Here is a 25,801-nt window from a genome sequence, read left to right on the forward strand (position 1 = left end):
GTCCTGTGGACCAGGCAGTCAGCTCAGCGGTCGCGCTTCTCCTTGATCTTCGCGGCCTTGCCGCGCAGCTCACGGAGGAAGTACAGCTTGGCGCGACGCACGTCACCGCGGGTGATGAGCTCGATCTTCTCGAAGATCGGGCTGTGCACCGGGAAGGTGCGCTCGACGCCGACCTGGAAGGAGACCTTGCGGACCGTGAAGGTCTCGCTGATGCCCGCGCCCTGGCGGCGGATGACAATGCCCTTGAACTGCTGGATACGGGAGCGGTTGCCCTCGATCACGCGGACGTGGACGTTGACGGTGTCGCCGGGGCGGAACGCGGGGACGTCGGTACGCAGCGAAGCGGCGTTGACGTCATCGAGCAGGGAAGCCATGGTGTCTGCTTTCTTCGCCGATGCCACAGGTCATCGACGGGAGAGTGGTGAGTTCGGGGTGCTGATCGCGTCGGACGGGCGTCTTTCCCCCTGTGGCAGGGGCGCACGCGGACGTACAGCAGCGGCCTATTCTTCCACGGCCTGGGGCCTGCGCCAAAATCGGCCGCCCGGCTCCGGTGACCAGCCGAGGATGGAGAGCATCTCGCGGTCCTTCTTGTCGAAGGCGCTCGCCTCGCAACGCTCGATCAGATCGGGCCGGTTGAGCGCGGTACGGCGGAAGGCCTCGTCCCGGCGCCAGCGCGCGATCCGCCCGTGGTGACCGCTGAGCAGCACGTCCGGGATGCCCCGGCCGCGCCACTCGGGCGGCTTGGTGTAGACGGGGCCCTCCAGCAGGTTGGCCATCGCGCCCGGAGCGAAGGAGTCGTCCCGGTGCGACTCGGCGTTGCCGAGGACGCCGGGCAGCAGCCGGGCCACCGCCTCCGTGATGACCAGCACCGCGGCCTCGCCGCCGGCCAGCACGTAGTCGCCGATGGACACCTCGACGACCGGCATCCGGGTGGCGTACTCCTCCGTCACCCGCCGGTCGATACCCTCGTAGCGCGCCGGGGTGAAGATCAGCCAGGGCCGCTCGGACAGCTCGACGGCGAGCTCCTGGGTGAACGGCCGGCCGCTCGGCGTGGGGACCACGAGCACCGGGGAGTGCGCCCCGGACTCGTACCCGTCCGCCAGTGCCTCGTCCAGCGCGTCACCCCAGGGCTCGGTCTTCATGACCATGCCGGGGCCGCCGCCGTAGGGGGTGTCGTCGACCGTGTTGTGGCGGTCGTACGTCCACTCCCGCAGATCGTGCACCTGCACGTCGAGGCGCCCGCGGGCGCGGGCCTTGCCGACGAGCGAGACGTTCAGCGGTTCCAGGTACTCGGGGAAGATCGTGACGACGTCGAGGCGCATCAGGCGTCTTTCCCGGCTTCGCCGGAACCGGCCTGCGAGGACCCGTCCTCGACGGAGTCCGCTTCCTCGTCGCGCGTCGACACCACGATCGCCTGGCTCTCGTCGATCAGCCCGGGCGGCGGCGTGATCACCGCACGCTGCTCCTCCAGGTCGATCTCGGCGACGATCTCCTCGACGAACGGGATCATGACCTCGGTGCCGTCGGGACGCTCCACGATGAAGAGGTCCTGGGACGGCAGGTGCGTGATCTCGGTGATCCGGCCGATCTCGGTGCCGTCGGCGAGGACGACGTCGAGGTCCATCAGCTGATGGTCGTAGAACTCCTCGGGGTCCTCCGGAAGCTCAGCCGGGTCGACCTCGGCGATCAGCAGCGTGTTGCGCAGCGCCTCGGCGGCCGTACGGTCCCGTACGCCCTCGAAACGCAGCAGCAGCCTGCCGCTGTGCACCCGGCCGGTCTCGATCGTCAGCGGCCCCGTGGAGGCCGGCTCGGTGGCCAGTACGGCGCCGGGACCGAGCCGGAGCTCCGGCTCGTCCGTGCGCACCTCGACGGTGACCTCGCCCTTGATGCCGTGGGCGCGACCGATCCGCGCGACTACCAACTGCACCTTGTGTCTCTCCTGTCGTACGACGACGGGCCGGGGTGGGCGCATGGCCCTCCCCGGCCCGTGCCGGTGTTCAACTCTGTCAGCGAACCTGGTCCACGTCGACGAGGTCGACGCGGATACCACGGCCGCCGATGGCGCCCACGACGGTACGCAGCGCGCGTGCGGTGCGGCCGTTGCGGCCGATCACCTTTCCGAGGTCATCGGGATGGACCCGAACCTCGAGCACACGACCACGACGCAGGGTGCGCGAGGCGACCTGCACGTCGTCGGGGTTGTCGACGATGCCTTTCACGAGGTGCTCGAGAGCCTCCTCGAGCATGCTCAGGCCTCGGTCGACTCGGCGGGCGCGGCAGCGTCAGCAGCCTCGTCCGCCTTCTTGTCGGCCTTCTTCGCCTTCTGCGTGATGGCCTCGCCCTTGGACTCCTCGCCGGCGTCCTTGGTGAGGGCCTCGAACAGAGCGCGCTTGTCAGCCTTGGGCTCCGGCTGCAGCAGCGGCGCGGGGGCCGGGAGGCCCTTGTGCGCCTGCCAGTCACCGGTGAGCTTCAGGATGGCGAGAACCGGCTCGGTCGGCTGGGCGCCGACGGAGAGCCAGTACTGCGCACGCTCTGCGTTGACCTCGATGCGCGAGGGGTTCTGTACCGGGTGGTACAGGCCGATCTCCTCGATGGCCCGGCCGTCACGGCGGGTACGGGAGTCGGCGACGACGATGCGGTAGTGAGGCGAACGGATCTTGCCCAGACGCTTCAGCTTGATCTTGACTGCCACGGAAGTGGTGTCTCCTGGTCTATGACGTGGTTGGGCACAACGAAGATGCCACGTGGGGTTGCGGTACTCGGAGTGCCCGATGGACGCGTCAGCCGGAGGAGAGAGGGGTCCTATGCGACTGTCGAGTACAGCTAGCCATTGTGCCACACCCCGTCGCCTCACCCCACCGCGACCACTGCCTCCGGGATCCGGAACGGCTTTCCGCAGCCGCCGCAGACGATCGGGGCCTGCGCGAGGACCGACGGGACGACGCGCACGTTGCGACCGCAGTCGCAGACGGCCTTGACCCGGACGCCTCCTCCGGAGGAGCCGTGCCGGGCCGCGGGCCCGCGGAAGGAGCGCTTGGTGTCGGCGGCGGTGGCCACGGTGTGCGCCTTGAGGGCGCGCTGCAGCCGTTCCATCGTCGGCCGGTACCGGCGCTTGGCTTCGGGATTGAGCGTGACCAGTGAGAAGCCACTGCTGGGGTGGGGTTCCTCGGCGTGATCGAGGCCCAGCTCCTCGGCGATCGCGAGGAATCGACGGTTGTGGTATCGGCCGGCGCGCGAGGTGTCACGGACACCTCGGGCGGCGGCAATGCCGTGGACTGCCTCATGGAGCAGTCGCTCGAAGGAGAGCTCGGCGCCACAGGCGGACGAGGACTCTCCGATCAGGGACTCGGGCGCGGCAAGATCGGGCAGCTCGGGGTGGTACCGCTGAATGTCGGCCCACGCCTGTGCCAGCTCTGCGGCAAGTACAGGTGGTGTCGTGCTCACGTCGTGACAACGAGCGCGAGTGCCCCGGTGTTCCGATTCCGGGCCATCCCAAATATTTTGCACGTACCAGTCAGTTGCCGTTCATGCGTCCTGACGAGGGCGGGTGCGCTGATCTGCGGAGAAGACGCACAGCTCACACCAAGGTGGTACGTAGCGCCGGGTACGCCCCGGCGCGTAGACGGCGCGTACGCCCGCCCGCCGGCGGCACGGGCGCCGGGCCCTGACACCGACAGTACCCGCGGCACACCGTCCGCCCCGCACCCCTCCCCCGAGCAGCCCCGCAGGCGCCGCCGGGCCCGGGCCGGAGCGCTCGACGTGCCCGCCCCCGCGCGCCGGGTGAGACTGGACCGCAGCACGGGAAAGCGGAGACGCCGGGCGCCCCTGTCCACGGGCGCCCCGGCTCCGGGCGCATCGCGCGCCGCCACCGCGGGCAACCATTGCCCGTAGACCCCTGGACGCGGCGGCGGATGCGCAGTTCTCTGGCATACGGGGGAAGCGCGGACGTACGACCACGGGGAGATCGTCCATTCAGGCTCGACCGATCGGTACGGCCGACCGGTATGACCGGCATCTCGGCGGATTGGGGCGCATTCCATGACACCAACGCTCGTCCGGCACCACACGCAGGCGGAGCCGTCCGCGTCCGTGGACACCGGTTCCCGTGCCCGCGACTGGGCCGAGATCCAGGAGCGGATGCTCGCGCCGCTCTACGAGGCGGTGTACACGCGGCTCGAAGTCGGGCCCGCCACGCGCATGCTCTCGCTCGGTTGCGGATCGGGGCTCGCGCTGCTGATCGCGGCCGGCCACGGAGCCCGGGTCACCGGCGTCGATCCCGACCTCGACCGTCTGTCACTCGCCCGGATCCGGCTGCTGCCCGGTCCGGAGGAGGAGAGCGGGTCCGGGTCCGCCGGACCGCAGCTCCTGGAGTCCGTTCCGGCCCCGGCGCCCGGCCATGAGCCCTACAACCTGATCACCGCCTTCACCCCGATCGGCTGCTCCCCCGATGATGGGGAGGAGCTGGTGCGGACCCTCGGCGCCGCGGTACCCGCGGCGGGCCGGCGCAGCACGGTCGTCCTGACCGGCTGGGGGCCGCCCGAGCGGTGCGCCACCGATGCCGTGCTGCGGGTGGCGACCCGGCTCGCGGAGGGCCCGGGCGCGGCGCGTGCCGCCGGCGGGCGTGGTGCGCGGCGGGACGACCTGGAGAACGTGGCGTTCCGGGCCGGGCTGAATCCGGACGGCTCGGGGCGGGTGGCGTGCCCGTTCGGCTACGCGGACGTGGACAGCGCGGTACGGGGCCTGCTGTCGACACGGCTCTTCGACGCCGCGGTACGGGCGACGGACCGGTCCCAGGTGGAGAAGGAGGTCGCGGAGGCCCTGCATCCGCATCTGCGCCGGGACGGCACGGTGTGGATGCCGAACGTGTTCCGCTACCTCGTCTGCACCACTTAGGACCTCACAGAACCTCGCAGGACGGCGGCCGGCCCGGGTGCGGGCCGGCGCCTGAGGGGCTACTTCGCCAGCCGAGTGATCCCGGCCGCCCGGTAGGCGTCCGCTTCGTCGAGCGTCTCGTTCGCCAGCAGCGCCGCGGACAGCGAGTCCAGCCGGTCCCGGTTCTCACGCAGCATCCGGCAGGCCGTCTCGTAGCACTCGTCGACGATGCGGCGCATCTCGCCGTCCACCGCGTCCAGTGTCGCGGGCGCCGCCGACAGGCCGTACGCCTGCTGGGCGTCGCCCGGGACCGCTGTCAGGCGGCCCACCTTGTGGCTCATGCCCCACCGGCCCACCATGCCCCGGGCGAGCTGGGTGACCTGCTCCAGGTCGCTTTCCGCGCCCGTGGTGATGACCTCGAAGACCACCTGCTCGGCCGCCATGCCGCCCAGCGCGCCGATGATCCGGCCGCGAAGGTACTCCTCGGTGTACGCGTACTTGTCGGCGTCCGGCGTCGAGAGCGTGACGCCGAGCGCCCGCCCGCGCGGCACGATGGTCACCTTGCGGACCGGGTCCGCACCCGGCTGGAGCATGCCCAGCAGCGCGTGCCCGCTCTCGTGGTAGGCCGTCCTGCGGCGCTCCTCGTCCGACATGACGAGCGAGCGCTCCGCCCCGAGCTGGACCTTCTCCAGCGCGTCCGAGAAGTCGGCGCCGTCCACTTCGGGCCGCCCCCGCTTCACGGCGAGCAGCGCGGCCTCGTTGGCGAGGTTCGCGAGGTCCGCGCCGGTCATTCCCGGAGTCGTACGGGCCACCTGGGCCAGGTCCACGTCCGGGGCCATCGGGATCCGGCGAGTGTGGATCTCCAGGATCGCCTCCCGGCCGTTCTTGTCCGGCGGGCTGACCTGGACGATCCGGTCGAAGCGGCCGGGCCGGGTGAGCGCCGGGTCGAGCACGTCGGCGCGGTTGGTCGCCGCGAGCACCACGACGCCCTCCGACCCGGAGAAGCCGTCCATCTCCGTGAGGATCTGGTTGAGCGTCTGCTCGCGCTCGTCGTGCCCGCCCATGCCCGAGCCGCCGCCGCGGACCCGTCCGATGGTGTCGATCTCGTCGATGAAGACGATGGCGGGAGCGACCTTGCGCGCCTCGGCGAACAGTTCCCGGACCCGGCCGGCGCCGACCCCGACGATCATCTCGATGAACTCGGAGGCCGAGGCTGAGAAGAAGGGCACCCCCGCCTCCCCCGCGACCGCTCTCGCCAGCAGCGTCTTCCCGGTGCCGGGCGGACCCGCGAGCAGTACTCCTCCGGGCATCCGGGCGCCCATCTTCCGGTAGGCGTCCGGATTCTTCAGGAAGTCGACGACATCGTTGAGCTCGCCCTCGACCTCGTCAATGCCCGCCACGTCCTTGAACGTCGTACGCCGGTCCCCTTCCAGCTCCACCGGTTTCGGCGGGGCCTTGCGGCCGAAGCCGCCCATGCCGCCCCCCGGCCCGCCGCGCGACATCCGGCGGGCGATGAACACCCACAGCAGGACGAGCAGCAGCATCGGTGCCAGCGAGATCAGCAGGTTGGCGAGGAAGCTGCGCTCCTTGACGACCGGTTCCGCCGTGACCGTGACGTCGTCCTTGACGAGCTCCGCCCAGAGGTCGTCATCGGCGAAGGCGGGCCGCTGGGTGACGAACTTGGTGTACTTGTCGTCGCTTCCCGGGACCTTCGCCTCCTTCTTCAGCTGCCCCTGGATGGCGTCACCCTTGGAGTAGATCTTGGAGACGTTGCCCGCGGTGACCTGCTTGCTGAACTCCGTGTACGCGATCGTCGGCTCGTCCCTGCCGTTGAAGAAGGAGAGCACCAGATTGGCGATCAGATAGACGGCCAGCGCGGTCAGCAGAAGACCGCCCCAGCCTCCCGGCATCTTCCGGCCCGGTGGCGGGGGCTTCGGCGCACCCTCGGAGCGCCAGGGCTGGTCGGTGCGGTCGCGGGGAGGTACGGGATTGGTCACGCGGTCTCCTCTGCCGACAGCCATTGAGCCGACATTAAGGGAGAAGTCCAGGCAAAGCCCTCGGAGCGCCGGCCCGCTGGGCCCATGGAGGGATCCGCCCCCGCCCACACGCCTGAGGGGGCGCCCGCCGTGAAGCGGGCGCCCCCTCAGGGACGTGACAACCGGGTCGCGACTCGGCGGGCCGGTCAGCCCATGAACTTCTTGAACTCGTCCGGCAGCTCGAAGTTCTTGTCCTCCTGGCCGGCCGGCAGACCGAACGCCCCGCCCTGCGCCGCCTGCTCACGGCGGGCCGCCTCGGCCGCTTCCTCGGCCTTGCGCTTCATCGGGTTACCGCTCTTGCGCTTGCCCTTGGCCTGCTTGACCTGCTTCTTCTGCCGGCCGGGACCGCCACCCATGCCCGGCATCCCGGGCATACCCGGCATGCCGCCGCCCTGCGCCATCTTCGACATCATCTTGCGGGCCTCGAAGAACCGCTCGACCAGGTTCTTCACGGCGCTGACGTCCACACCGGAACCCTTGGCGATACGGGCCCGCCGCGAGCCGTTGATGATGGTCGGCTCGGCGCGCTCCTTCGGGGTCATCGACTTGATGATCGCGGCGGTGCGGTCGACGTCGCGCTCGTCGATGTTGTTGATCTGGTCCTTGATCTGCCCCATGCCGGGCAGCATCCCGAGCAGCTTGGAGATGGAGCCCATCTTCCGGACCTGTTCCATCTGGGCCAGGAAGTCGTCGAGCGTGAAGTCCTTCCCGCCCTTGCTGGACGCCAGCTTGGAGGCCATTTGAGCGGCCTCTTCCTGGCTGAAGGTCTTCTCCGCCTGCTCGATCAGGGTGAGCAGGTCACCCATGTCGAGGATGCGGGACGCCATGCGGTCGGGGTGGAAGGCGTCGAAGTCCTCGAGCTTCTCACCGTTCGACGCGAACATGATCTGCTTGCCCGTGACGTGGGCGATCGACAGGGCCGCACCACCACGGGCGTCACCGTCGAGCTTGGAGAGGACCACACCGTCGAAGCCGACGCCGTCGCGGAAGGCCTCGGCGGTGTTGACCGCGTCCTGACCGATCATCGCGTCGACGACGAAGAGGATCTCGTCGGGGCTGACGGCGTCGCGGATGTCCGCGGCCTGCTGCATCAGTTCCTGGTCGATACCGAGGCGGCCGGCGGTGTCGACGACGACGACGTCGAACTGCTTGGTCCGGGCGTATTCGATCGAGTCCTTGGCGACCTGGACCGGGTCGCCCACGCCGTTGCCCGGCTCCGGCGCGTACACCGCGACGCCTGCGCGGTCGGCGACGACGCTCAGCTGGTTCACGGCGTTGGGGCGCTGGAGGTCACAGGCGACGAGCAGCGGGGAGTGGCCCTGGCCCTTGAGCCAGACGCCGAGCTTTCCGGCGAGGGTCGTCTTGCCGGCACCCTGGAGGCCGGCCAGCATGATCACGGTGGGCGCGGTCTTGGCGAACCGCAGCCGACGGGTCTCGCCACCGAGGATGGAGACGAGCTCCTCGTTGACGATCTTGACGACCTGCTGGGCCGGATTCAGCGCCTGGGAGACCTCGACGCCACGCGCCCGCTCCTTCACGTTGGCGATGAAGGCCCGGACGACGGGCAGAGCGACATCCGCCTCCAGCAGGGCGATACGGATCTCGCGAGCCGTGGCGTCGATGTCCGCCTCGGACAAGCGGCCCTTGCCCCTGAGGTTCTTGAAAGTCGCGGCAAGGCGGTCGGAGAGAGTATCGAACACGGCGCTCGTCGGTCCTCAGGGTCGGGGGCGGGGGCAGGTAGTCGTCCCCCAGGGTATCCGGACGCCGGAGAACGCAAAGCCCTCGCCCGGTTTACGTGACGGACGAGGGCCTTTTCACGGAGTGCGGGGGCTCAGCCGAGCGCCTTCTCGATCTCCCGGGCCAGCTCCGCGGCCCGCTCCGCGGACAGCGGCTCACCCTCCGCGTCCGTGACGTAGACCGTGTCCACCGCGTTCGCCCCCAGCGTCGACACATGCGCGCTGCGCACCCGTACCGCGCTCTGTTCCAGCGCCCGGCCGATCCGGTGCAGCAGACCGGGGGCGTCCTGGGCACGCACCTCGATCACCGTGGCCAGCTGCGAGCCGCCCGCCGCGACCGTCACCCTCGGCGGCGGGGCCTTCACTCCGCGGCGTCGCGGGTAGGCCGCCTCCCGCTCGGCGAGACGGGCCCGGATGTCCAGCGAGCCGTCCAGGGCACGGACGAGGTCGGCGCGCAGCCGGGCGGCCTGGGGCAGGGAGCCGTACTCGGCCGCGACGCGCCAGCTGAGCAGGAGCAGGTCCGCCCTCTCGCCCAGTTCCGTGGGGAGCTCGACGGCCCTCAGGTCGGCGGCGCGGACGGTCAGGCGGTGCAGGGCGAGGACCCCGGCGGCGGCGGGGAGGACACCGGGCCGGTCGGGAAGGGCGATGAGGAGTTCGACGCCGACGGGTTCGGGCCCGCCGTCCTCGTGCGGGGCCTCGGCCTGGGTGTGCAGGGCGAGGACGGGTTCGCCGGTGCGCAGGGCCTCGATGGCCAGGCGCTCCTGTTCGGCACTGGGCGCCTCGGGCGCGGGTTCCTCGGGTGCTTCCCCGGCGAGGACGGCCGCGACGCGCTTGACGAGGTCGGTGACGAGGGAGGCGCGCCAGGTGGACCAGGCGGCGGGCCCGGTGGCGAGCGCGTCGGCCTCGGTGAGCGCGTGCAGGAGCTCCAGGGTGGCGGCGCTCCCGACGGCGGTGGCGACGGAACGGACGGTGGCCGGGTCGTCGAGGTCGCGGCGGGTGGCGGTCTCGATGAGCAGCAGGTGGTGGCGTACGAGGGTGGCGATGACGCCCACGTCGTGCTGGTCGAAGCCGATCCGGGCTGCCATGTCGCGGGCGATGACCTCGCCGGCTACGGAGTGGTCACCGGGCCAGCCCTTGCCGATGTCGTGGAGCAGGGCGGCCACCAGCAGGAGGTCGGGGCGGCCGACGCGGCGGGTGAGGGAGGAGGCGCGGACGGCCGTCTCGACGAGGTGGCGGTCCACGGTCCAGGTGTGGACGGGGTTGCGCTGGGGGCGGCAGTGGACCCGTTCCCAGTCGGGCAGGAGCCGGGTGATGAGCCCCTCGGCCTCCAGCGCCTCCCAGACGGGGACGGTGGCCTCGCCCGCGCCGAGAAGAGTGACGAGTTCCTCCCGGGCCTCGGCCGGCCACGGCACCGGCAGCGGTTTGGCGGCGGTGGCGAGGTGGCGTACGACATGGCGGGAGAGCGGGAGCTCGGACTGCGCCGCCGCCGCGGCCGCCCGCAGGACGAGGACCGGGTCGCGTTCCGGACGGGCGGTGCGGGCCAGCACGACCTCGCCGTCGGCCTCGACGACGCCGTCGGCGAGCGGGGTCCGGTCGGTGGCCGGGGCGCGGCCACCGCCCAGCATGGCGCGCAGCCTCGGACGGGCCGAGCGGGCGCGCAGCACCCGGTTGACCTCGCGCCAGGTGACGTCGGTGGCGTACGAGACGGTGCGGGCGGCCTCGTAGACCTGGCGCAGCAGCGCGTCGGCGTCGAGGAGGCCGAGGGCGGCGGCGACCTGGTCCTGCTCCTGGAGGGCGAGGCGGTCGGTGGCGCGGCCGGTGGTGAGGTGGAGGGCGTCGCGGGCGTCGAGGAGGACCCGGCGGGCCTCGGCGAGTCCCTCGCGGGGGGCGTCGGCGACCCAGGAGGCGGCGACGGCGCGCAGGGCGGTGGCATCGCGCAGCCCGCCCCGGGCCTCCTTGAGGTCGGGTTCCAGGAGGAACTGGAGCTCACCCTGGCGTTCGGCCCGTTCGCGGCAGAGCTCGTCGAGTGCGGGCAGGCGCTTGGGGGCCTGGTTGCGCCAGTCGGCGAGGATCGCGGTGCGCAGGGAGGCGACGAGGCCGAGGTCTCCGGCGACGGGCCGGGCGTCGAGCAGTCCGAGCTGGACCTTGAGGTCCTCGCCGGCGGTCTTGCGGGCTTCGGCGGGGGTACGCACGGAGTGGTCGAGGGCGAGGCCCAGGTCCCAGACGGGGTACCAGACGCGGTCGGCGAGGGCGGCCACCGCTCCGGCGTCGGCGCTGCCGTCGTGGAGGAGCAGGAGGTCGAGGTCGCTGCGCGGGGAGAGTTCGCCGCGGCCGTAGCCGCCGACGGCGACGAGGGCGGCGCCCCGGACACCCGCGTGCTCGGCAGCGGCGTTGAAGAGGCCGGTCAGCCACTCGTCGGTGAGCGTGGCGAGGGCCGCACGGCGCGGCGGCCCGGACTGCACCTTCTGCTGAAGAAGATGCAGCCGGGCCGCCGCGTAGCCGCTGGGTCCCGATTCCTCGGATTCGGTGGTCACTTCGGTGCTCGTCACCCAGCTGCCTTTCCGTGTGCGGAACAGTCGGTCAGAGTGCGTCCGGGCCGCGTTCGCCGGTGCGTACCCGGATCGCGGTCTCGACCGGGACGCTCCAGACCTTGCCGTCACCGATCTTGCCCGTCCGGGCGGCCTTCACGACGACGTCGATGAGCTGTTCGGAGTCCTCGTCCTCGACCAGGACCTCGATGCGGATCTTCGGGACGAGGTCGACGGTGTACTCGGCGCCCCGGTAGACCTCGGTGTGGCCGCGCTGACGCCCGTAGCCGCTGGCCTCCGTGACCGTGAGGCCCTGGACGCCGAAGGCCTGGAGGGCCTCCTTGATCTCGTCAAGCCGGTGGGGCTTCACGACTGCGGTGATGAGCTTCATGCGTCCACCTTCTTGTTCGTCGGGGCTGCCGTGGTGCCGGGCGCGGGGGGCGTGGAGCGGGAGGACGAACCGCCGCCCGCGCCGCTGAAGTCGTACGCCGTCTCGGCGTGTTCGACCTGGTCGATACCGGAGACCTCGTCGTCCTCCTCGACCCGCATCCCGATGGTCTTGTCGAGCAGGAAGGCGAGGATCGCGGAGACGACCAGAGAGTACGCGAGGACTGCGAAGACACCGACGGCCTGCTTGCCGAGCTGGTCGAGTCCGCCGCCGTAGAAGAGCCCCTTGGCGTCGGACTGGACCCCGCCGGTGGCGAAGAAGCCGATGAGCAGGGAGCCGACGACGCCGCCGACGAGGTGGACACCGACGACGTCCAGGGAGTCGTCGTAGCCGAACCTGTACTTGAGGCCGACCGCCATGGCGCACAGCACACCGGCGATGGCACCGACCGCGATGGCACCGAGCGGGCTGACCGCGCCGCCGGCCGGGGTGATGGCGACGAGTCCGGCGACGGCGCCGGATGCGGCACCGAGGGTGGTGAAGGAGCCGTGGCGGAGCTTCTCGTAGCCGAGCCAGGCGAGCATCGCGGCGGCGGTGGCGACCTGCGTGTTGACGAACATGACCGCGCCGACACCGTCGTCGTTGCCGAGCCACGAGCCGGCGTTGAAGCCGAACCAGCCGAACCAGAGGAGACCGGCGCCGAGCATGACGAGCGGCAGGCTGTGCGGCCGCATCGGGTCCTTCTTGAAGCCGACGCGCTTGCCGATGACGAGGATCACGCCGAGGGCCGCGGCGCCCGCGTTGATGTGGACGGCCGTACCACCGGCGAAGTCGATGACGCCGAGCTCGAAGAGCCAGCCGCCCGCGCCCCAGACCCAGTGCGCGACCGGGAAGTAGACGACGGTGACCCAGAGGGTGATGAAGAGCGCCCACGAGGTGAACTTGACCCGGTCGGCGAGCGCACCGCTTATCAGGGCCGGGGTGAGCACGGCGAACATCAGCTGGAACACGGCGAAGACGTACACCGGGATGGTGTAGCCGTCCCAGAGTTCCGTGACACCGATGCCGCTGAGGCCGACGAAGTCCTGGCTCCATCCGATGATCGAGCCGGCGTCGGTGCCGAAGGCGAGGCTGAATCCGTAGAGCACCCACAGGATCGTCACGATCCCGAGGCTGATGAAGCTCATCATCAGCATGTTGAGGGTGCTCTTGACGCGGACCATGCCTCCGTAGAAGAAGGCCAGGGCCGGGGTCATGAGCATCACCAGGGCCGAGCAGATGAGCATGAACCCGGTGTTGGCGGCAGACAGCGTCGGGGCGTCTGCTGCAAGCGTCGTGATGCCTGGGGGCATCGGCGTCTCCTCGTCGTCGGTGCGGCCGCGTGCGGGGGCGGTGGGGACGTATCCACGTGCGGGACCACTGGGGAAAAGGTGCGGGCCGGTTATGGGCATGAGATTCACCCAGCGCCGTTTCCGCCGATGCCACACGATGTTTCGCCGCAGTGACTAAGAGGACCGTCGTGTTACGTCCCCATGAACCGCCCGTGCCGTACCCGCGCTCGGGCCTACTCTGCGGCCGGAGCCGCATACGGTGCGGTTACGACGCTCCGGCAGGGGAACGACCACACGAACCGGCCACGACGACCACCCGCTGACCAGGCAATCGGGGGAGCCGAAGTCGGTCGGTGCGGGGTGGCCGTCGTGGCCGGGGCAGAGGTGCCGCTCAGACCGCTTCGGCGGTCTCGGGCAGTTGTTCGGAGAGGAGGTCGGTGACCCGGGCGACCTCGGGAATGTCCCCGAAGTCCCTGGCAGCGGTGTCGACGGTCTTGCGCAGCCGGGTGTTGACCCGCTCCGAACGGACCTTCCTGGCGACGCGCAGCGCCTTCTCCGCCAGCACGGTGGACTGCTCGGGTTCGCGCTTGAGGAGGTGGACGGTGGCGAGGCCCACCAGATTGAGCGCGTACGACCGCTGGTGCTCGTCGTCGTCGCCGAAGAGCTCGACCGCCCGCTGCATGACGGGTTCGGCGAGCGAGGCGTACGTGGGGCTGCGGCCGGCCACATAGGCCAGGTCACGGTAGGAGTGGGAGTTCTCGCCGTTGAGCTCTGCCTCGGAGAAGAAGCGGATCCAGTCGGGCTCGGGCTCGCCGTCGATCCCCGCGTCGAGGAAGGTGTCCTCGGCCATCCGCACGGCACGCTTGCACTTGCTGGGCTGGCCCATGTTGGCGTAGGCGCGGGCCTCCATCGCATACAGCATGGCCTGGGTCCGCGCGGTGGCGCAGTCGCGGCTGCCGTACTGCGCGAGGTGGATGAGTTCGAGCGCGTCGTCGGGGCGGCCGAGGTGGATCATCTGGCGGCTCATGCTGGACAGGACGTACGAGCCCAGTGGTTTGTCGCCGGCCTCCTTCGAGGCATGCAGGGCGAGCACGAAGTACTTCTGGGCGGTGGGCTGGAGGCCGACGTCGTAACTCATCCAGCCCGCCAGTTCGGCCAGTTCGGCGGCGCAGCGGAAGAGGCGCTTCGCGGTGGCGGCCGGCTGCGGCTCCTGGAGCAGGTCGGTGACCTCGTGGAGCTGGCCGACGACGGCCTTGCGGCGCAGTCCGCCGCCGCACTGGGCGTCCCACTGGCGGAACATCGCGGTGGTGGATTCCAGCAGGTCGAGCTCGGGGCCGGAGAGGCGGGACGGGCGGCGGGCGGCGGCGTCCGACTCCGGCTCGACGGGCCCGCCGGCGGCGACGGGAACCAGCCAGCGCTGCATGGGTTCGATGAGAGCGGGTCCGGCGGCGAGCGCGAGGGAGCTGCCGAGGAATCCGCGGCGGGCGAGCATCAGGTCGCTGCGGGAGAACTCGCTGAGCAGGGCGACGGTCTGGGGGCCGGCCCAGGGCAGATCGACGCCGGCCACGGAGGGGGCCTGGTGGGCGGCGCGCAGCCCCAGGTCCTCGACGGCGACGACGGAACCGAAGCGTTCGGAGAACAGCTCGGACAGGATGCGCGGGATCGGTTCGCGCGGCTGCTCACCGTCGAGCCAGCGCCGCACCCGTGAGGTGTCGGTGCTGATGTGGTGGGCGCCCATCTGGCGCGCTCTGCGGTTCACCTGCCGGGCGAGCTCGCCCTTCGACCAGCCGCTGCGCACGAACCATGATCCCAATTGCCCGTTGGGGCGCTTACCGGCATTCGAATCGCCTGCGCCGCTGCCACTCACTGGAACGCCCCCATCCGCCGAATACTGTCGCGCGAACCTCTATCAGAATGCCGTGAACCGATGCTGCCCGTATGCAGGTTGCCCACCATCGAACAGAAAATCGGGTTGCCTCCGGCATACCCATGGGCGCACATACTTCCATGCTTCGTGTACCGACGGTAATCCTACGATCACCCCCTCGGCGAGGGCGTTTACAGAAACGCCACCATTCGCCACCCCTTCGAATGAACGCCACCACGGCTGGGCGCGATTCACTTGACAGACAGCGACCAGCGGTAGGCGCAGGGATGCATTCAGGGGCGCGCGCGAAGTCTCGCACCCCGGGGGCGCACCCCTCGCTCGCACCGGTCGCCAGGAACGACGGCGTGTCACGTCAGCACTCCGGTTCGTAACCACTGGCGCGTTGGACCCGTTGGAGGGGGCATGGGCTTCACGATCGGCGGCATCCGTGAGAGGCGATCCGGCGCGCGGCGCCGCGGCCGTGCGGCCGAGGGCACCGCGGTGGCCGAGTACACGGGACTGTGGGGCTGGGCCGTCGTGCCAGGCGCACGCGCCGCGGACGGCAACTGCTCGTGCGGGGAAGCGGATTGCCTCTCCCCGGGCGCCCATCCGCTGGACTTCGCGCAGGAGGTTCCCGCCGGGGCGACGCTCGACACGGCGGCGCGCGCGTGGGCCGAGGTACCAGGGGCCTCGATGCTGCTGCCCGTGGGCCGCACCTTCGATGTGCTCGATGTCGCGGAGCAGGCGGGGCGCCGGGCGCTGGTGCGGATGGAGCGGATGGGGCTGCCGCTGGGCCCGGTGGCGGTGACCCCGGCCGGCCGGGCGCAGTTCTTCGTCGCGCCGGGCGCGGCCGCCGAGCTGCCCCGGCTGCTGTACCGGATGGGCTGGGACGACGCGGGCCTGGACCTGCGGGCGTTCGGATCCGGAGCCCACATCACCGCGCCCCCGTCCGACGAGGGCGGCCTCGGCCCGGTCCGCTGGCTGCGCCCACCGGCCCTGGACACCGCGGCGGCGCCCCCGCAGGCCCGGCTGCTGCTGGGCACGCTGGCGTACATCTGCCACCGGCTGGCGCCCTGCGGCTGACGGCGGTCCGACAGCGCGGCCGCTACAGCGAGGAGCCCGGCCGCACGGTGCGTGCGGCCGGGCTCCTCGCTGTAGCGGTACGGGGGTTCAGTCCCCGATCAGGGCGTCCACGAACGCCTCCGGCTCGAACGGAGCCAGATCGTCCGGCCCCTCGCCGAGCCCGACCAGCTTCACCGGTACGCCCAGCTCGCGCTGGACGGCGATGACGATGCCGCCCTTGGCGGTGCCGTCGAGCTTGGTGAGGACGATGCCGGTGATGTCGACGACCTCGGCGAACACCCGCGCCTGCACCAGGCCGTTCTGGCCGGTGGTGGCGTCGAGGACGAGCAGGATCTCGTCGAGCGGTCCGTGCTTCTCGACGACCCGCTTGACCTTCCCGAGCTCGTCCATCAGGCCGGTCTTGGTGTGCAGCCGGCCCGCCGTGTCGATGAGCACGACGTCGGCGCCCTCGGCGATGCCTTCCTTCACGGCGTCGAAGGCGATCGACGCCGGGTCGCCGCCCTCGGGTCCGCGCACCGTGCGGGCACCGACGCGCTCGCCCCAGGTCTGGAGCTGGTCGGCGGCGGCGGCACGGAAGGTGTCGGCCGCGCCTAGCACGACGCTGCGGCCGTCGGCCACGAGCACCCGGGCCAGCTTGCCGGTGGTGGTGGTCTTGCCGGTGCCGTTGACGCCGACGACCATGACGACGCCGGGGGTCTCCGCCCCGCCCTCCGTCTTGACCGCGCGGTCGAAGTCGGTGCCGAGCAGGGTGAGGAGCTCCTCGCGCAGCAGCTTGCGCAGCTCCTCGGGGGTACGGGTGCCGAGCACGCGGACGCGCTCGCGGAGCCGTTCGACCAGTTCCTGGGTGGGAGCGACGCCGACGTCGGCGGTGAGGAGGGTGTCCTCGATCTCCTCCCAGGTGTCCTCGTCGAGGTTGTCCCGGGACAGGAGCGTGAGCAGCCCCTTGCCGAGAGAGTTCTGCGAGCGGGCGAGCCTGGCCCGCAGCCGTACGAGACGGCCGGCGGTGGGCTCGGGGACGTCCAGCGCGGGGGCGGCGGGCGTCTCGGGTTCCGCGGTTTCCGGGGCCTCCTCGGGCGGAAGGCCGACCTCCTCGATGGTGCGGCGCGAGGTGTCGCGCGGCGTCTCGGCCTCCTCGCCGACATGGGGCTCGGCGGGAGGAGTGATGGTCGGCGTGCTCGACGGTGCCGGGGGCAGCTGCCTCTTCTTGCGGCTGCTGACCACGAGCCCGCTGATCACGCCGACCGCGACCAGGGCGATGACTACAGCAAGGATGACGAATTCCATAACCCACCCAGTATCGGTCACGTGCGGCGGCGAGCGAGGGATGCACGGTCCCCCAGGGGGCCGAGTGCGCGGGGCATTACACACCGTATGCCGGAAAAGGTACGATCCTGGCCGTGGAGACCCGTGGGCTGGAGCCCGTGCCCGACAGCGAGCGCACCGGCCGGGCACGGGCCCTCTTCCCCACCTGGGTGGCGGCCAACATGACCGTGCTGCTGCTCACCATCGGGGCGGGGCTCGTCGTCTTCGACGGGCTGAGCCTGTGGCAGGTGCTGGTCGTCGCGGTCTCGGCTCCGGCCGTCTCGTTCGGCCTGGTCGGACTGATCTCCATCGCGGGGCGCAGCGGCGGCGCCCCCGGCATGGCACTCTCCCGGGCCGTCTTCGGCCAGCGGGGCAATCTGGCGCCCGGTGCGCTGATCTGGGTGGCCCGCTGGGGGTGGGAGACGGTGAACGCGGTCACCGGCGCGTACGCGCTGCTGGCCGTGCTCGGCCTGCTCTTCGGTATCCGGAGCACTTCGACGCTGATCGTGGTGACCCTGTTCGCCTTCGTCGCGAGCAGCTTCCTCCTGTCGGGGCTCGGCATGCGGGCGCTGCGGCTGTGCTGCACCTGGTCCGCGTACCTCTTCGGCGGGTTCAGCGTGCTGGTCCTGGTACACCTGGCCGGAGCGACGGCCTGGCCCGCGGTACTGGACCGGCCCGCCGGTCCGACGTCGGCGATGATCGCGGGGATCGGCACCCTGGCGGCGGGCGGCATCAGCTGGGCTCCCACGGGGCCGGATTTCACCCGATACCTTCCGCGCACCGCGTCCGGGCGGGCGATGGTCGCGGCGACGGTGGGCGGCGCGGGAATCGTGTTTCTGCCGATGGTGCTGATGGGGGCGGTGATGGCGGTCGGTACGCCGGGCCTCGCCGTCACCCGTGACCCGGTCGCGTTCATCGGGGTGCTGCTGCCCGACTGGCTCTCGGTTCCGTATCTGGCCGTCGCCGTGCTCGGCATGGTGCTGATCAACGCCATGTCGATGTATTCGGCCGGATTCACCGCGCAGACCCTGGGATTCATGATCCCGCGCGCCTGGGCCGTCGGTGTGAATGCGGCGATCAGCCTGTTCCTGGGGTCGCTGCTGATGCTCGTGGCGAGCAGTTTCGTCGATTCGTTCGTCTCCTTCCTGAATCTGCTGGCGGTGACGTTCTCGGCCTGGATCGGCGTCTTCGGCATGGATCAGCTGCGGGGGCGCACCTACGACCCCGAGGCGCTCATGGACACCACGTCCACCAGCGCCTACTGGTACGCGGGCGGCTTCGCGTGGACCGCGGTGGCGGCCTGGGCGGTGGGCCTGGTGGTGGGCCTGCTGTTCACCGGCGTGGAATGGTTCACCGGTCCGCTCGCGACGACGTGGACGGGGCGCAACGGGCTCGGCTGGGCGGTCACGATCCTCGTCTCCGGCGGTCTGTACGCGGCGCTGCCGCGGCCCGCCGCACGTCGGGCGACCGCACCTCTACACTTCTGACGCTGCGTCAGCTAAGGTCCGGCCTCGCCCAGCCCGCCCGGCAGGACCCAGGGGGACAGCGTCATGGCCTTCACCGTCGTCCGGTTCAACCTCGTCGACCCCGACGCCACCCCGGGGTCCCTCTCGGCCCGCTACCGTGCGGCGCTCGACATGACCGCCTACGCCGACGAGCACGGCGTCGACACGGTGCAGACCGAGGAGCACCACGGGGCCGCCAACTCCTGGCTGCCGTCCCCGTTCGTCCTCGCCGGTGCCGTCTTCGGGGCCACCCGCCGGATCGCGGTCACGGTCTCCGCGGTCATCGGGCCGCTGCACGACCCGTTGCGGCTCGCCGAGGACATCGCGGTGCTCGATCTGCTGAGCGCGGGCCGGCTGGTCACGGTCGCGGGGATCGGCTACCGGCCCGAGGAGTACGAGCGGGCGGGCGTCGAGTGGGGCAGGCGGGGCCGGCTCCAGGACGAGGTGCTGGAGACCCTGTTGAAGGCGTGGACGGGCGAGCCGTTCGAGTTCCGCGGCCGTACGGTCACGGTCACCCCGCGTCCGTACACCCGCCCGCATCCGCTGCTGCTGGTGGGCGGCAGCTCGCGGGCGGCGGCGCGGCGGGCGGCCCGGCTGGGGCTGCCGCTGTTCCCGAGTGCGCATCTGCCGGAGCTGGAGGCGTACTACCACGAGCAGCGGGCGGAGCACGGTACGGAGGGCTTCTGCATGATGCCCTCGGCCGAGACGCCGTTGCTGCACGTGTCAGAGGACCCGGACCGGAGCTGGGCCACGTACGGGGAGCACTTCCTGCACGAGGCGCGCACATACGCCTCCTGGCAGTCGAAGGACATTCGTTCGGCCGTCCGCTCGGCGGCGACGACCGTGGCGGAGCTCCGGGCCGAGGGCGTCTACCGGATCGTCACACCGGAGGCCTGCGCGGCTCTCGCCGGGGAGCTGGACAGCCTGGTGCTGCACCCGCTGTGCGGCGGCATGCCGGTCGAGGAGGGGTGGCGCAGCCTGCGGTTGTTCTGCGGGGCGACCGGGGGGTGAGGTGCGCGTACGGCCCCGGTTCGCGGGTGCGAGCCGGGGCCGTACGGGTGACGAGGAGGGGGCAGCGGGGACTAACCCATCTCCTCCAGCGCCTTGCCCTTGGTCTCCTTCACGAACTTGATGACGAAGGGGATCGAGAGCGTGGCGAAGCAGGCGTAGATGATGTACGTGCCCGACAGGTTCCAGTCGGCGAGGCTCGGGAAGCTCGCGGTGATCGCCCAGTTGGCGATCCACTGCGCGGAGGCGGCGACGCCGAGCGCGGCGGCACGGATCCGGTTCGGGAACATCTCGCCGAGGAAGACCCAGACCACGACGCCCCACGAGAGGGCGAAGAACAGTACGAAGACGTGCGCGGCGATCAGCGCCACCAGGCCCTGGGTGTCCGGCAGCTTGCCGTCGACGAGGTCGGCGGAGAAGGCCCAGGCCTCGAAGGCGAGGGCGACGGCCATACCGCAGGAGCCGATGAGGGCCAGCGGGCGGCGGCCCACCCGGTCCACCAGGACCATCGCGATCACCGTACCGATGATGTTGATGATCGAGGTCGTGAACGAGTAGAAGAACGAGTCGGTCGGGTCGATGCCGACGGACTGCCACAGCGTCGCCGAGTAGTAGAACGCCACGTTGATGCCGACGAGCTGCTGGAACACCGACAGGCCGATACCGACCCAGACGATGGGCAGGAAGCCGAAGCGGCTGCCGAGCAGGTCCTTGAAGCTCGACTTGTGCTCGCGGTGCATCGCGGTCTCGATCTCGGTGACCCGGGCGTCGAGGTCGATGTTCTTGCCCTCGACCTCTTCGAGGATCTTCCGGGCCCGGTCCTTCTTGCCGACGGAGATCAGGAAGCGGGGCGACTCCGGGATGGCGAACGACAGCAGCCCGTAGAGCACGGCGGGCACGACCATCACGCCGAGCATCCACTGCCAGGCTTCCAGGCCGCCGATCTTGCCGCGCTGGTCGCCGTCGGCGATCTGCAGGATGCCGTAGTTGACCAGCTGGGAGATGGCGATGCCGATGACGATCGCCGCCTGCTGGAAGGAGCCGAGCCGGCCGCGGTAGGCGGGCGGCGAGACTTCGGCGATGTACGCCGGGCCGATCACCGAGGCCATGCCGATGGCGAAGCCGCCGATGATGCGCCACATCGCCAGGTCCCAGAGCGCGAACGGGAGCGCGGAGCCCACGGCGCTGATGGTGAAGAGCACCGAGGCGATCTGCATACAGCGGATGCGCCCGATACGGTCGGCGATCCGGCCCGCCGTGGCGGCGCCGATCGCACAGCCGATCAAGGCGATGGCGATGACCTGGGCGAGTGTGCCGGAGCCGATGTCGTACCGGTCGCGGATCGCTTCGACGGCGCCGTTGATGACGGAACTGTCGTAGCCGAAGAGGAAGCCACCCATCGCAGCGGCAGCCGTGATGAAGATGACATGGCCGATGTGTTCCGGATGGGCCGTCCGGGCTCCGGACTCTGGTCCCTGCGATGTGCTGGTCACGTGAACTCCTGGGGCCTGGCCGCAGCGTCAGGCGTGGGGGGTGAGCTCTTCTCAGTGGCGCACAACTTCATGACTGCCACCACTTGAAGGTAAAAACGACGTTGCAGAGACTATGCGTTCAAGTTATGAAGTCAAGATGTGGGCCTGGACAGACATCTACCCAGGAGCACCCAAAAGGTGCGTTGAAGCCTTGAAGATTAGGTAAAGGCTCAGCGCAGCCGCTGACTGATCACCTTGGACACTCCGTCACCCTGCATCGAGACGCCGTACAGCGCGTCGGCGACCTCCATCGTCCGCTTCTGGTGCGTGATCACGATGAGCTGCGAGCTCTCCTGGAGCTCCTCCATGATCCGGATCAGCCGCTGCAGGTTGGTGTCGTCGAGCGCCGCCTCGACCTCGTCCATCACATAGAACGGGCTCGGCCTGGCCTTGAAGATCGAGACCAGCAACGCCACGGCCGTCAGCGACCTTTCCCCGCCCGACAGCAGGGAGAGCCGCTTGACCTTCTTGCCCGGCGGCCTGGCCTCGACGTCCACACCGGTCGCCAGCATGTTGTCCGGATCGGTCAGGATGAGCCGCCCCTCACCCCCCGGGAAGAGGCGCGAGAAGACGCCCTCGAACTCCCTGGCCGTGTCCCGGTACGCCTCGGTGAAGACCTGCTCGACCCGCTCGTCGACCTCCTTGATGACCTGCATCAGATCGGCCCGGGTCTTCTTCAGGTCCTCCAGCTGCTCGGAGAGGAACTTGTGCCGCTCCTCCAGCGCCGAGAACTCCTCCAGAGCGAGCGGATTCACCTTCCCGAGTTGCTGATACGCCCGTTCGGCCGACCGCAGCCGCTTCTCCTGCTCGGCCCGGACGAACGGCTTCGGCTGGTTCCGCGGGTGCTCCGGATCCTCCGGCAGCTCCTCCCCCTCGGCCGCGGGGGACGGCGGGACGAGCTGGTCCGGTCCGTACTCCGCCGCCAGACCGGCCGGCTCCACGCCCAGCTCCTCCAGGGCCTTCGCCTCCAGCTGCTCTATCCGCAGCCGCTTCTCGGCACCGAGCACCTCTCCCCGGTGGACCGAGTCCGTCAGCTTGTCGAGCTCGCCCTTGAGCTCGCGGCCCCGGTGGCGTTCGGCCGCCAGCTCCCGCTCCCGCTCGGCCTTCGACGCCTCCGCGGCGGCCCGCTCCTCCTCCGCCCGTACGACGGACACCTCGACGTGAGCGAGCAGCTGACGGGCGCCGGACGCGACGGCCGACGCCACCGCGGCCTCGTGGCGCAGCCTGGCCCGGCGCTGCTCGACGCGGGCCCGGGCCTCGCGTTCGGCACGGGCGCCCCGGTCGAGGGAGTCGGCGCGCCCGGCGAGGGCCTTGACCCGTTCCTCGTGGGTACGGACCTGGAGCCGGGCCTCCATCTCGGTCTGGCGGGCGTTCGCACCGTCGGCGGCGAGCCGGTCGCGCACGGCGGTGTCGGGTTCCTCGTCCGCACCGTCCTCCGCCGCCTCCTCGGCCACCAGCAGCCGCTCGGCCAGCTCCTCGGCCTCCTGGGTCGCGCGCTCCAGGGCCTCCTGGGCGCGGGCGGCGGACGCGGTCATCCGCTCGGCCTCCCCGGCGGCGCCGCGGGCCTGTCCGGCCAGCCGGCCGAGCTGTTGGGCCACCCCGGACTTCTCCCGCTCCGCGGCCCGGCGGCGCTCCCCCAGCTCCTCGACGAGCGCCGCGCAGTCGCCGCGCCGCTGAGCCGCGTTCCGCTGCGTCCCGGCCAGCTCCGCGCACCGCACGGCGAGTTCGGCGAGCTCCGCCGCGGCCTCGTCCACGGACGCCTGGACCTCCAGGAGGCTGGGCGCCCCCGCCGAGCCGCCGTGCGCGAAGTGCGCCGCGAGCACGTCTCCCTCGCCGGTCACCGCCGTCAGCTCCGGATGGGCGGCGACCAGGTCCTCGGCGTCCTCCAGCGTCCCGACGACCACCATGTCCCGCACCATCCTGCGGACCGCGGCCATCAGTTCGACGGGACCGCTGACGAGATCGGCGACGGCGGGGGCACCGAGGCCGGTGAGAGTCACGGCGACAGGACGCCCGGCTCCCTCCGCCTCCGCCCCGTCCGAACGCCCGGCTCCCTCCGCCTCCGCCGCTCCGCGGGGGGCGGGGGGTGCGGTGACTTCCGGCGGGCGCGGTGCGGGCTCCACGCTCTGCCCGGGGACATGGGCGGCACCGGGCCCCTGACCGGGTACGTGCCCCACGGCTTCGGAGCCGCCGGGCCCGGCGCTGCCCTGGCTCGCACCTCCGCCGCCGAGCAGCAGGGACGCGCGTCCCGCGTCCTGCTTGCGGAGCAGCCGGATCGCCTCCGCCGCCGTGGCCGCGTCCGTCACCGCGACCGCGTCCGCCGCCGCGCCCAGCGCCGCCGCCACCGCGATCTCGTGTCCCGGGGCCACGGTGAGCAGTTCCGCCGCCGGTCCGAGCAGCCCGGTCAGCCGGTCCCGGGCGCCGAGCAGCACACCCGTGCCGTCCTTCCGGCGCAGCCCGAGGGCCAGTGCGTCATGGCGGGCCGCGACCGCCGCGCGCTCGCGTTCGGCGCCGGTGAGGTCGTCCCGGGCCGCGGAGAGCACGCCCTCCGCCTCCTTCAGTTCGCGCCGGGCGGCCTCGTAGCGCTCGCCCAGCTCCGTGTCCCCGGCGTCCAGGCCGTCGACCTCGGCCTTCAGCTGCTCGTACTCCTCCTGGGCCCGGGCCGCCCGCTCCCGCGCCTCGTCGCGCGAGGCGGCCAGCCGGTCGATCTCCGACTGCGCCGAACCGGCACGGCTGCGGGCCGCGTTGACCTGACCGTTCAGCCGGGCGAGTCCTTCGCGGCGGTCGGCGAGCGCGCGGGCCGCGTCCTTGAGCCTGCGTTCCTCGGCCGCGAGTTCCCGTTCCAGTTCGGCCCGGTGGGACGCGGTGTCCTCCAGCGCGTACTCCGCCGCCTCCAGCGCGGCGGTCAGCTCCGCCTCCTGCTCACGAATCCGGGCCGCCTCGCGCTCCATGTCCTCCGGGTCCCGTCCGCGTCGCTCCTCCTCGGGCGGCGCGGTGGCACTCTTCACCCGGGCGTCGGCGAGCGAGACGGTGCCGCGTACGCGTTCGGCCAGCTGCGACAGTTCGTACCAGGTCTGCTGGGCCCGCTGGAGCCGGGGCGTCAGCCGCCGTACCTCGCCCTCCAGTTCGGCCTCGCGTCCAAGAGCCGCCTTCAGTTCCGCCTCGGCCGCCTCGCGGCGCTGTTTCAGCGCCGCCTCGTCGGCGATCTCACTGCGCAGGGCGGTGTGCAGGCGCACCAGGTCGTCGGCGAGGAGGCGCAGCCGGGCGTCGCGCAGGTCGGCCTGGATGACGGCGGCCCGGCGGGCCACCGCGGCCTGGCGGCCGAGGGGCTTCAGCTGCCGCCGCAGTTCGTCGGTGAGGTCCTGCACCCGGGCCAGGTTCGCCCCCATCGCGTCCAGCTTCCGCAGCGCCTTCTCCTTGCGCTTGCGGTGCTTGAGGACGCCGGCGGCCTCCTCGATGAAGGCGCGGCGTCCCATCGGGTCCGCGTGGAGCACGGAGTCCAGCTGGCCCTGGCCGACGATGACGTGCATCTCGCGGCCGATACCGGAGTCGGAGAGGAGTTCCTGGATGTCCAGCAGCCGGCAGGTGTCGCCGTTGATCTGGTATTCGCTGCCGCCGTTGCGGAACATGATCCGAGTGATCGTCACTTCGGCGTACTCGATGGGCAGTGCGCCGTCGGAATTGTCGATGGTCAGCGATACTTCCGCCCGGCCGAGCGGCGGCCGCCCGGTGGTGCCGGCGAAGATCACGTCTTCCATCTTGCCGCCGCGCAGGGATTTGGCGCCCTGCTCCCCCATGACCCAGGAGAGCGCGTCCACCACATTGGACTTGCCCGACCCGTTGGGGCCGACCACACAGGTGATCCCGGGTTCGAACCGCAGGGTGGTGGCGGAGGCGAACGACTTGAAACCACGCAGGGTCAGGGCCTTGAGATGCACGCCGCCGGACTCTACCTTTCGCTCTCGGTTTCGCTGATGAAGGTGCAGGGCACATCAGACGGTAAGGGAAGGGGTGTACGTCCGGGGCGGGACGGGCGCGGTTCGGAAGGGGAAAAGAAAGAAGGGACGCCGAAGCGTCCCCTGCAAATCTTGTGCAATGCTGCTGGTGGATCTCCAGCAGTGTCGCCGGATCCGCCGCCTCCATGAAGGCGCGCGTGCCCGGATCAGTGACGAGGCACATGAAGAAGCAGATCAAAAGCAATTGATCTTCAATGATCCGGTGACGATCCGGCGATGATCCCGTGCGGCTGACGCGTGCAGCCCGACCGGCCCCTTGGGGCCCTGGTCAGGTCAGCGCCGGCTCCGCCTGAGGTACGTCGATGTCGATGCTGTCGAGCAGCGACTCTTGGTGCTGGGCGGCGGCGTTGAGCGCGTCGTTTTCGTCCTGAATCCGTACAAGCTCGGACTCAAGATCCTGGACGCGCTGCTGAAGCCGTCGCATCTCGGCGAGGAGTCGCGGATCGGAACCGCCGACGTAACCGAGAAGCGCCTTTGCCATGATGGATGGTCCTCCACACTGAGTGACCGACCGATGCGGTGTGGGTCGTGAGGGAATCGCACCCGCGGTGCTCGGCAGTGCTCTGTGTTCACTGCTGTTCTGCTGCCAAACAGCTC

The 25,801-nt window shown here is 71.0% G+C and carries 21 protein-coding genes; 5 read left to right on the top strand and 16 right to left on the bottom strand.

The window, feature by feature from the left end:
- Nucleotides 1–23: 23 nt before the first annotated feature.
- The 6 genes from rplS to OG959_RS08585 all read right to left on the bottom strand — a co-directional run bounded on the left by rplS (nt 24) and on the right by OG959_RS08585 (nt 3,444).
- Nucleotides 24–374 carry a 50S ribosomal protein L19 gene (gene rplS / locus OG959_RS08560; RefSeq protein ID WP_136329605.1) on the bottom strand — a complete coding sequence of 117 codons (351 nt, stop codon included), beginning with the start codon at nt 372–374 and terminating at the stop codon, nt 24–26.
- A 126-nt stretch (nt 375–500) separates the two neighbouring features.
- Nucleotides 501–1,322, bottom strand: coding sequence for a tRNA (guanosine(37)-N1)-methyltransferase TrmD (gene trmD / locus OG959_RS08565; protein ID WP_148021158.1), 822 nt, complete (start codon nt 1,320–1,322; stop codon nt 501–503).
- Complete coding sequence (rimM, locus tag OG959_RS08570) at nt 1,322–1,927, bottom strand: ribosome maturation factor RimM (protein WP_326657619.1); 606 nt, start codon at nt 1,925–1,927, stop codon at nt 1,322–1,324. The genes trmD and rimM overlap by 1 nt, the downstream gene beginning before the upstream one ends.
- A 79-nt stretch (nt 1,928–2,006) precedes the next feature.
- Nucleotides 2,007–2,246, bottom strand: a complete 240-nt coding sequence (locus OG959_RS08575; protein ID WP_003980229.1) for an RNA-binding protein — start codon at nt 2,244–2,246, stop codon at nt 2,007–2,009.
- Nucleotides 2,247–2,248: 2 nt separating this feature from the next.
- Complete coding sequence (gene rpsP, locus OG959_RS08580) at nt 2,249–2,692, bottom strand: 30S ribosomal protein S16 (RefSeq protein WP_148021156.1); 444 nt, start codon at nt 2,690–2,692, stop codon at nt 2,249–2,251.
- A gap of 158 nt (nt 2,693–2,850) precedes the next feature.
- Nucleotides 2,851–3,444, bottom strand: coding sequence for a hypothetical protein (locus OG959_RS08585; protein WP_073739095.1), 594 nt, complete (start codon nt 3,442–3,444; stop codon nt 2,851–2,853).
- A gap of 594 nt (nt 3,445–4,038) precedes the next feature.
- Between OG959_RS08585 and OG959_RS08590 the strand changes: the two genes are divergently transcribed.
- Nucleotides 4,039–4,893 (top strand): SAM-dependent methyltransferase, encoded by an 855-nt coding sequence (locus OG959_RS08590; RefSeq protein WP_326657623.1) that lies wholly within the window; start codon nt 4,039–4,041, stop codon nt 4,891–4,893.
- A gap of 59 nt (nt 4,894–4,952) precedes the next feature.
- On the opposite strand, the gene ftsH is transcribed toward OG959_RS08590, so the two are convergent.
- The 6 genes from ftsH to nsdA form a co-directional block, all read right to left on the bottom strand.
- Complete coding sequence (gene ftsH / locus OG959_RS08595) at nt 4,953–6,869, bottom strand: ATP-dependent zinc metalloprotease FtsH (protein WP_326657624.1); 1,917 nt, start codon at nt 6,867–6,869, stop codon at nt 4,953–4,955.
- 185 nt (nt 6,870–7,054) lie between these two features.
- Nucleotides 7,055–8,608, bottom strand: coding sequence for a signal recognition particle protein (ffh, locus tag OG959_RS08600; protein WP_219569196.1), 1,554 nt, complete (start codon nt 8,606–8,608; stop codon nt 7,055–7,057).
- Nucleotides 8,609–8,739: 131 nt separating this feature from the next.
- Nucleotides 8,740–11,193: a [protein-PII] uridylyltransferase gene (locus OG959_RS08605; protein WP_326657625.1), complete on the bottom strand. Its 2,454-nt coding sequence runs from the start codon at nt 11,191–11,193 to the stop codon at nt 8,740–8,742.
- Nucleotides 11,194–11,224: 31 nt separating this feature from the next.
- On the bottom strand, nt 11,225–11,563 hold the full coding sequence (locus OG959_RS08610; protein WP_136330688.1) for a P-II family nitrogen regulator: 339 nt from the start codon (nt 11,561–11,563) through the stop codon (nt 11,225–11,227).
- Nucleotides 11,560–12,912, bottom strand: coding sequence for an ammonium transporter (locus OG959_RS08615; RefSeq protein WP_326657626.1), 1,353 nt, complete (start codon nt 12,910–12,912; stop codon nt 11,560–11,562). Before OG959_RS08615 ends, OG959_RS08610 begins: the two co-directional genes overlap by 4 nt.
- 370 nt (nt 12,913–13,282) lie before the next feature.
- A complete protein-coding gene (gene nsdA, locus OG959_RS08620; RefSeq protein ID WP_326657627.1) occupies nt 13,283–14,758 on the bottom strand; it encodes a transcriptional repressor NsdA in 1,476 nt (491 codons plus the stop codon).
- Between the two features lie 423 nt (nt 14,759–15,181).
- Between nsdA and OG959_RS08625 the strand changes: the two genes are divergently transcribed.
- Nucleotides 15,182–15,841, top strand: coding sequence for a bifunctional DNA primase/polymerase (locus tag OG959_RS08625; RefSeq protein WP_326657628.1), 660 nt, complete (start codon nt 15,182–15,184; stop codon nt 15,839–15,841).
- Between the two features lie 87 nt (nt 15,842–15,928).
- Here OG959_RS08625 and ftsY read toward each other — a convergent pair whose 3' ends face one another.
- The gene (gene ftsY / locus OG959_RS08630) at nt 15,929–17,125 is read right to left on the bottom strand and encodes a signal recognition particle-docking protein FtsY (protein ID WP_326657629.1); all 1,197 of its coding nucleotides are present in this window, start codon (nt 17,123–17,125) and stop codon (nt 15,929–15,931) included.
- A gap of 113 nt (nt 17,126–17,238) precedes the next feature.
- Here ftsY and OG959_RS08635 point away from each other — a divergent pair, with 113 nt between their 5' ends.
- Complete coding sequence (locus tag OG959_RS08635) at nt 17,239–18,630, top strand: purine-cytosine permease family protein (protein ID WP_326657630.1); 1,392 nt, start codon at nt 17,239–17,241, stop codon at nt 18,628–18,630.
- Nucleotides 18,631–18,693: 63 nt separating this feature from the next.
- Nucleotides 18,694–19,659, top strand: a complete 966-nt coding sequence (locus tag OG959_RS08640) for an LLM class flavin-dependent oxidoreductase (RefSeq protein ID WP_326657631.1) — start codon at nt 18,694–18,696, stop codon at nt 19,657–19,659.
- A 71-nt stretch (nt 19,660–19,730) separates the two neighbouring features.
- Here OG959_RS08640 and OG959_RS08645 read toward each other — a convergent pair whose 3' ends face one another.
- Nucleotides 19,731–21,149, bottom strand: coding sequence for a sugar porter family MFS transporter (locus OG959_RS08645; protein ID WP_326657632.1), 1,419 nt, complete (start codon nt 21,147–21,149; stop codon nt 19,731–19,733).
- 209 nt (nt 21,150–21,358) lie between these two features.
- Entirely contained in the window at nt 21,359–25,126 is a 3,768-nt protein-coding gene (locus OG959_RS08650) for an AAA family ATPase (protein ID WP_326657633.1), read from the bottom strand.
- A gap of 157 nt (nt 25,127–25,283) precedes the next feature.
- Here OG959_RS08650 and OG959_RS08655 point away from each other — a divergent pair, with 157 nt between their 5' ends.
- A complete protein-coding gene (locus OG959_RS08655; protein ID WP_326657634.1) occupies nt 25,284–25,424 on the top strand; it encodes a hypothetical protein in 141 nt (46 codons plus the stop codon).
- A gap of 48 nt (nt 25,425–25,472) precedes the next feature.
- On the opposite strand, the gene OG959_RS08660 is transcribed toward OG959_RS08655, so the two are convergent.
- Complete coding sequence (locus OG959_RS08660) at nt 25,473–25,685, bottom strand: hypothetical protein (RefSeq protein ID WP_018551753.1); 213 nt, start codon at nt 25,683–25,685, stop codon at nt 25,473–25,475.
- Nucleotides 25,686–25,801: the final 116 nt, after the last annotated feature.

This window comes from Streptomyces sp. NBC_00385 (assembly GCF_035917155.1).
GTDB lineage: Bacteria > Actinomycetota > Actinomycetes > Streptomycetales > Streptomycetaceae > Streptomyces > Streptomyces poriferorum.

What these genes read in the sequence shown, in the direction of transcription:
- OG959_RS08640 (WP_326657631.1), top strand. Translation starts at nt 18,694, where the DNA reads ATGGCCTTCACCGTCGTCCGGTTCAACCTCGTCGACCCCGACGCCACC.
- trmD (WP_148021158.1), bottom strand. Translation starts at nt 1,322, where the DNA reads ATGCGCCTCGACGTCGTCACGATCTTCCCCGAGTACCTGGAACCGCTG.
- OG959_RS08625 (WP_326657628.1), top strand. Translation starts at nt 15,182, where the DNA reads ATGGGCTTCACGATCGGCGGCATCCGTGAGAGGCGATCCGGCGCGCGG.
- OG959_RS08590 (WP_326657623.1), top strand. Translation starts at nt 4,039, where the DNA reads ATGACACCAACGCTCGTCCGGCACCACACGCAGGCGGAGCCGTCCGCG.
- OG959_RS08660 (WP_018551753.1), bottom strand. Translation starts at nt 25,685, where the DNA reads ATGGCAAAGGCGCTTCTCGGTTACGTCGGCGGTTCCGATCCGCGACTC.
- OG959_RS08610 (WP_136330688.1), bottom strand. Translation starts at nt 11,563, where the DNA reads ATGAAGCTCATCACCGCAGTCGTGAAGCCCCACCGGCTTGACGAGATC.
- OG959_RS08655 (WP_326657634.1), top strand. Translation starts at nt 25,284, where the DNA reads ATGCTGCTGGTGGATCTCCAGCAGTGTCGCCGGATCCGCCGCCTCCAT.
- ftsY (WP_326657629.1), bottom strand. Translation starts at nt 17,125, where the DNA reads ATGGAATTCGTCATCCTTGCTGTAGTCATCGCCCTGGTCGCGGTCGGC.
- OG959_RS08575 (WP_003980229.1), bottom strand. Translation starts at nt 2,246, where the DNA reads ATGCTCGAGGAGGCTCTCGAGCACCTCGTGAAAGGCATCGTCGACAAC.
- rplS (WP_136329605.1), bottom strand. Translation starts at nt 374, where the DNA reads ATGGCTTCCCTGCTCGATGACGTCAACGCCGCTTCGCTGCGTACCGAC.
- OG959_RS08615 (WP_326657626.1), bottom strand. Translation starts at nt 12,912, where the DNA reads ATGCCCCCAGGCATCACGACGCTTGCAGCAGACGCCCCGACGCTGTCT.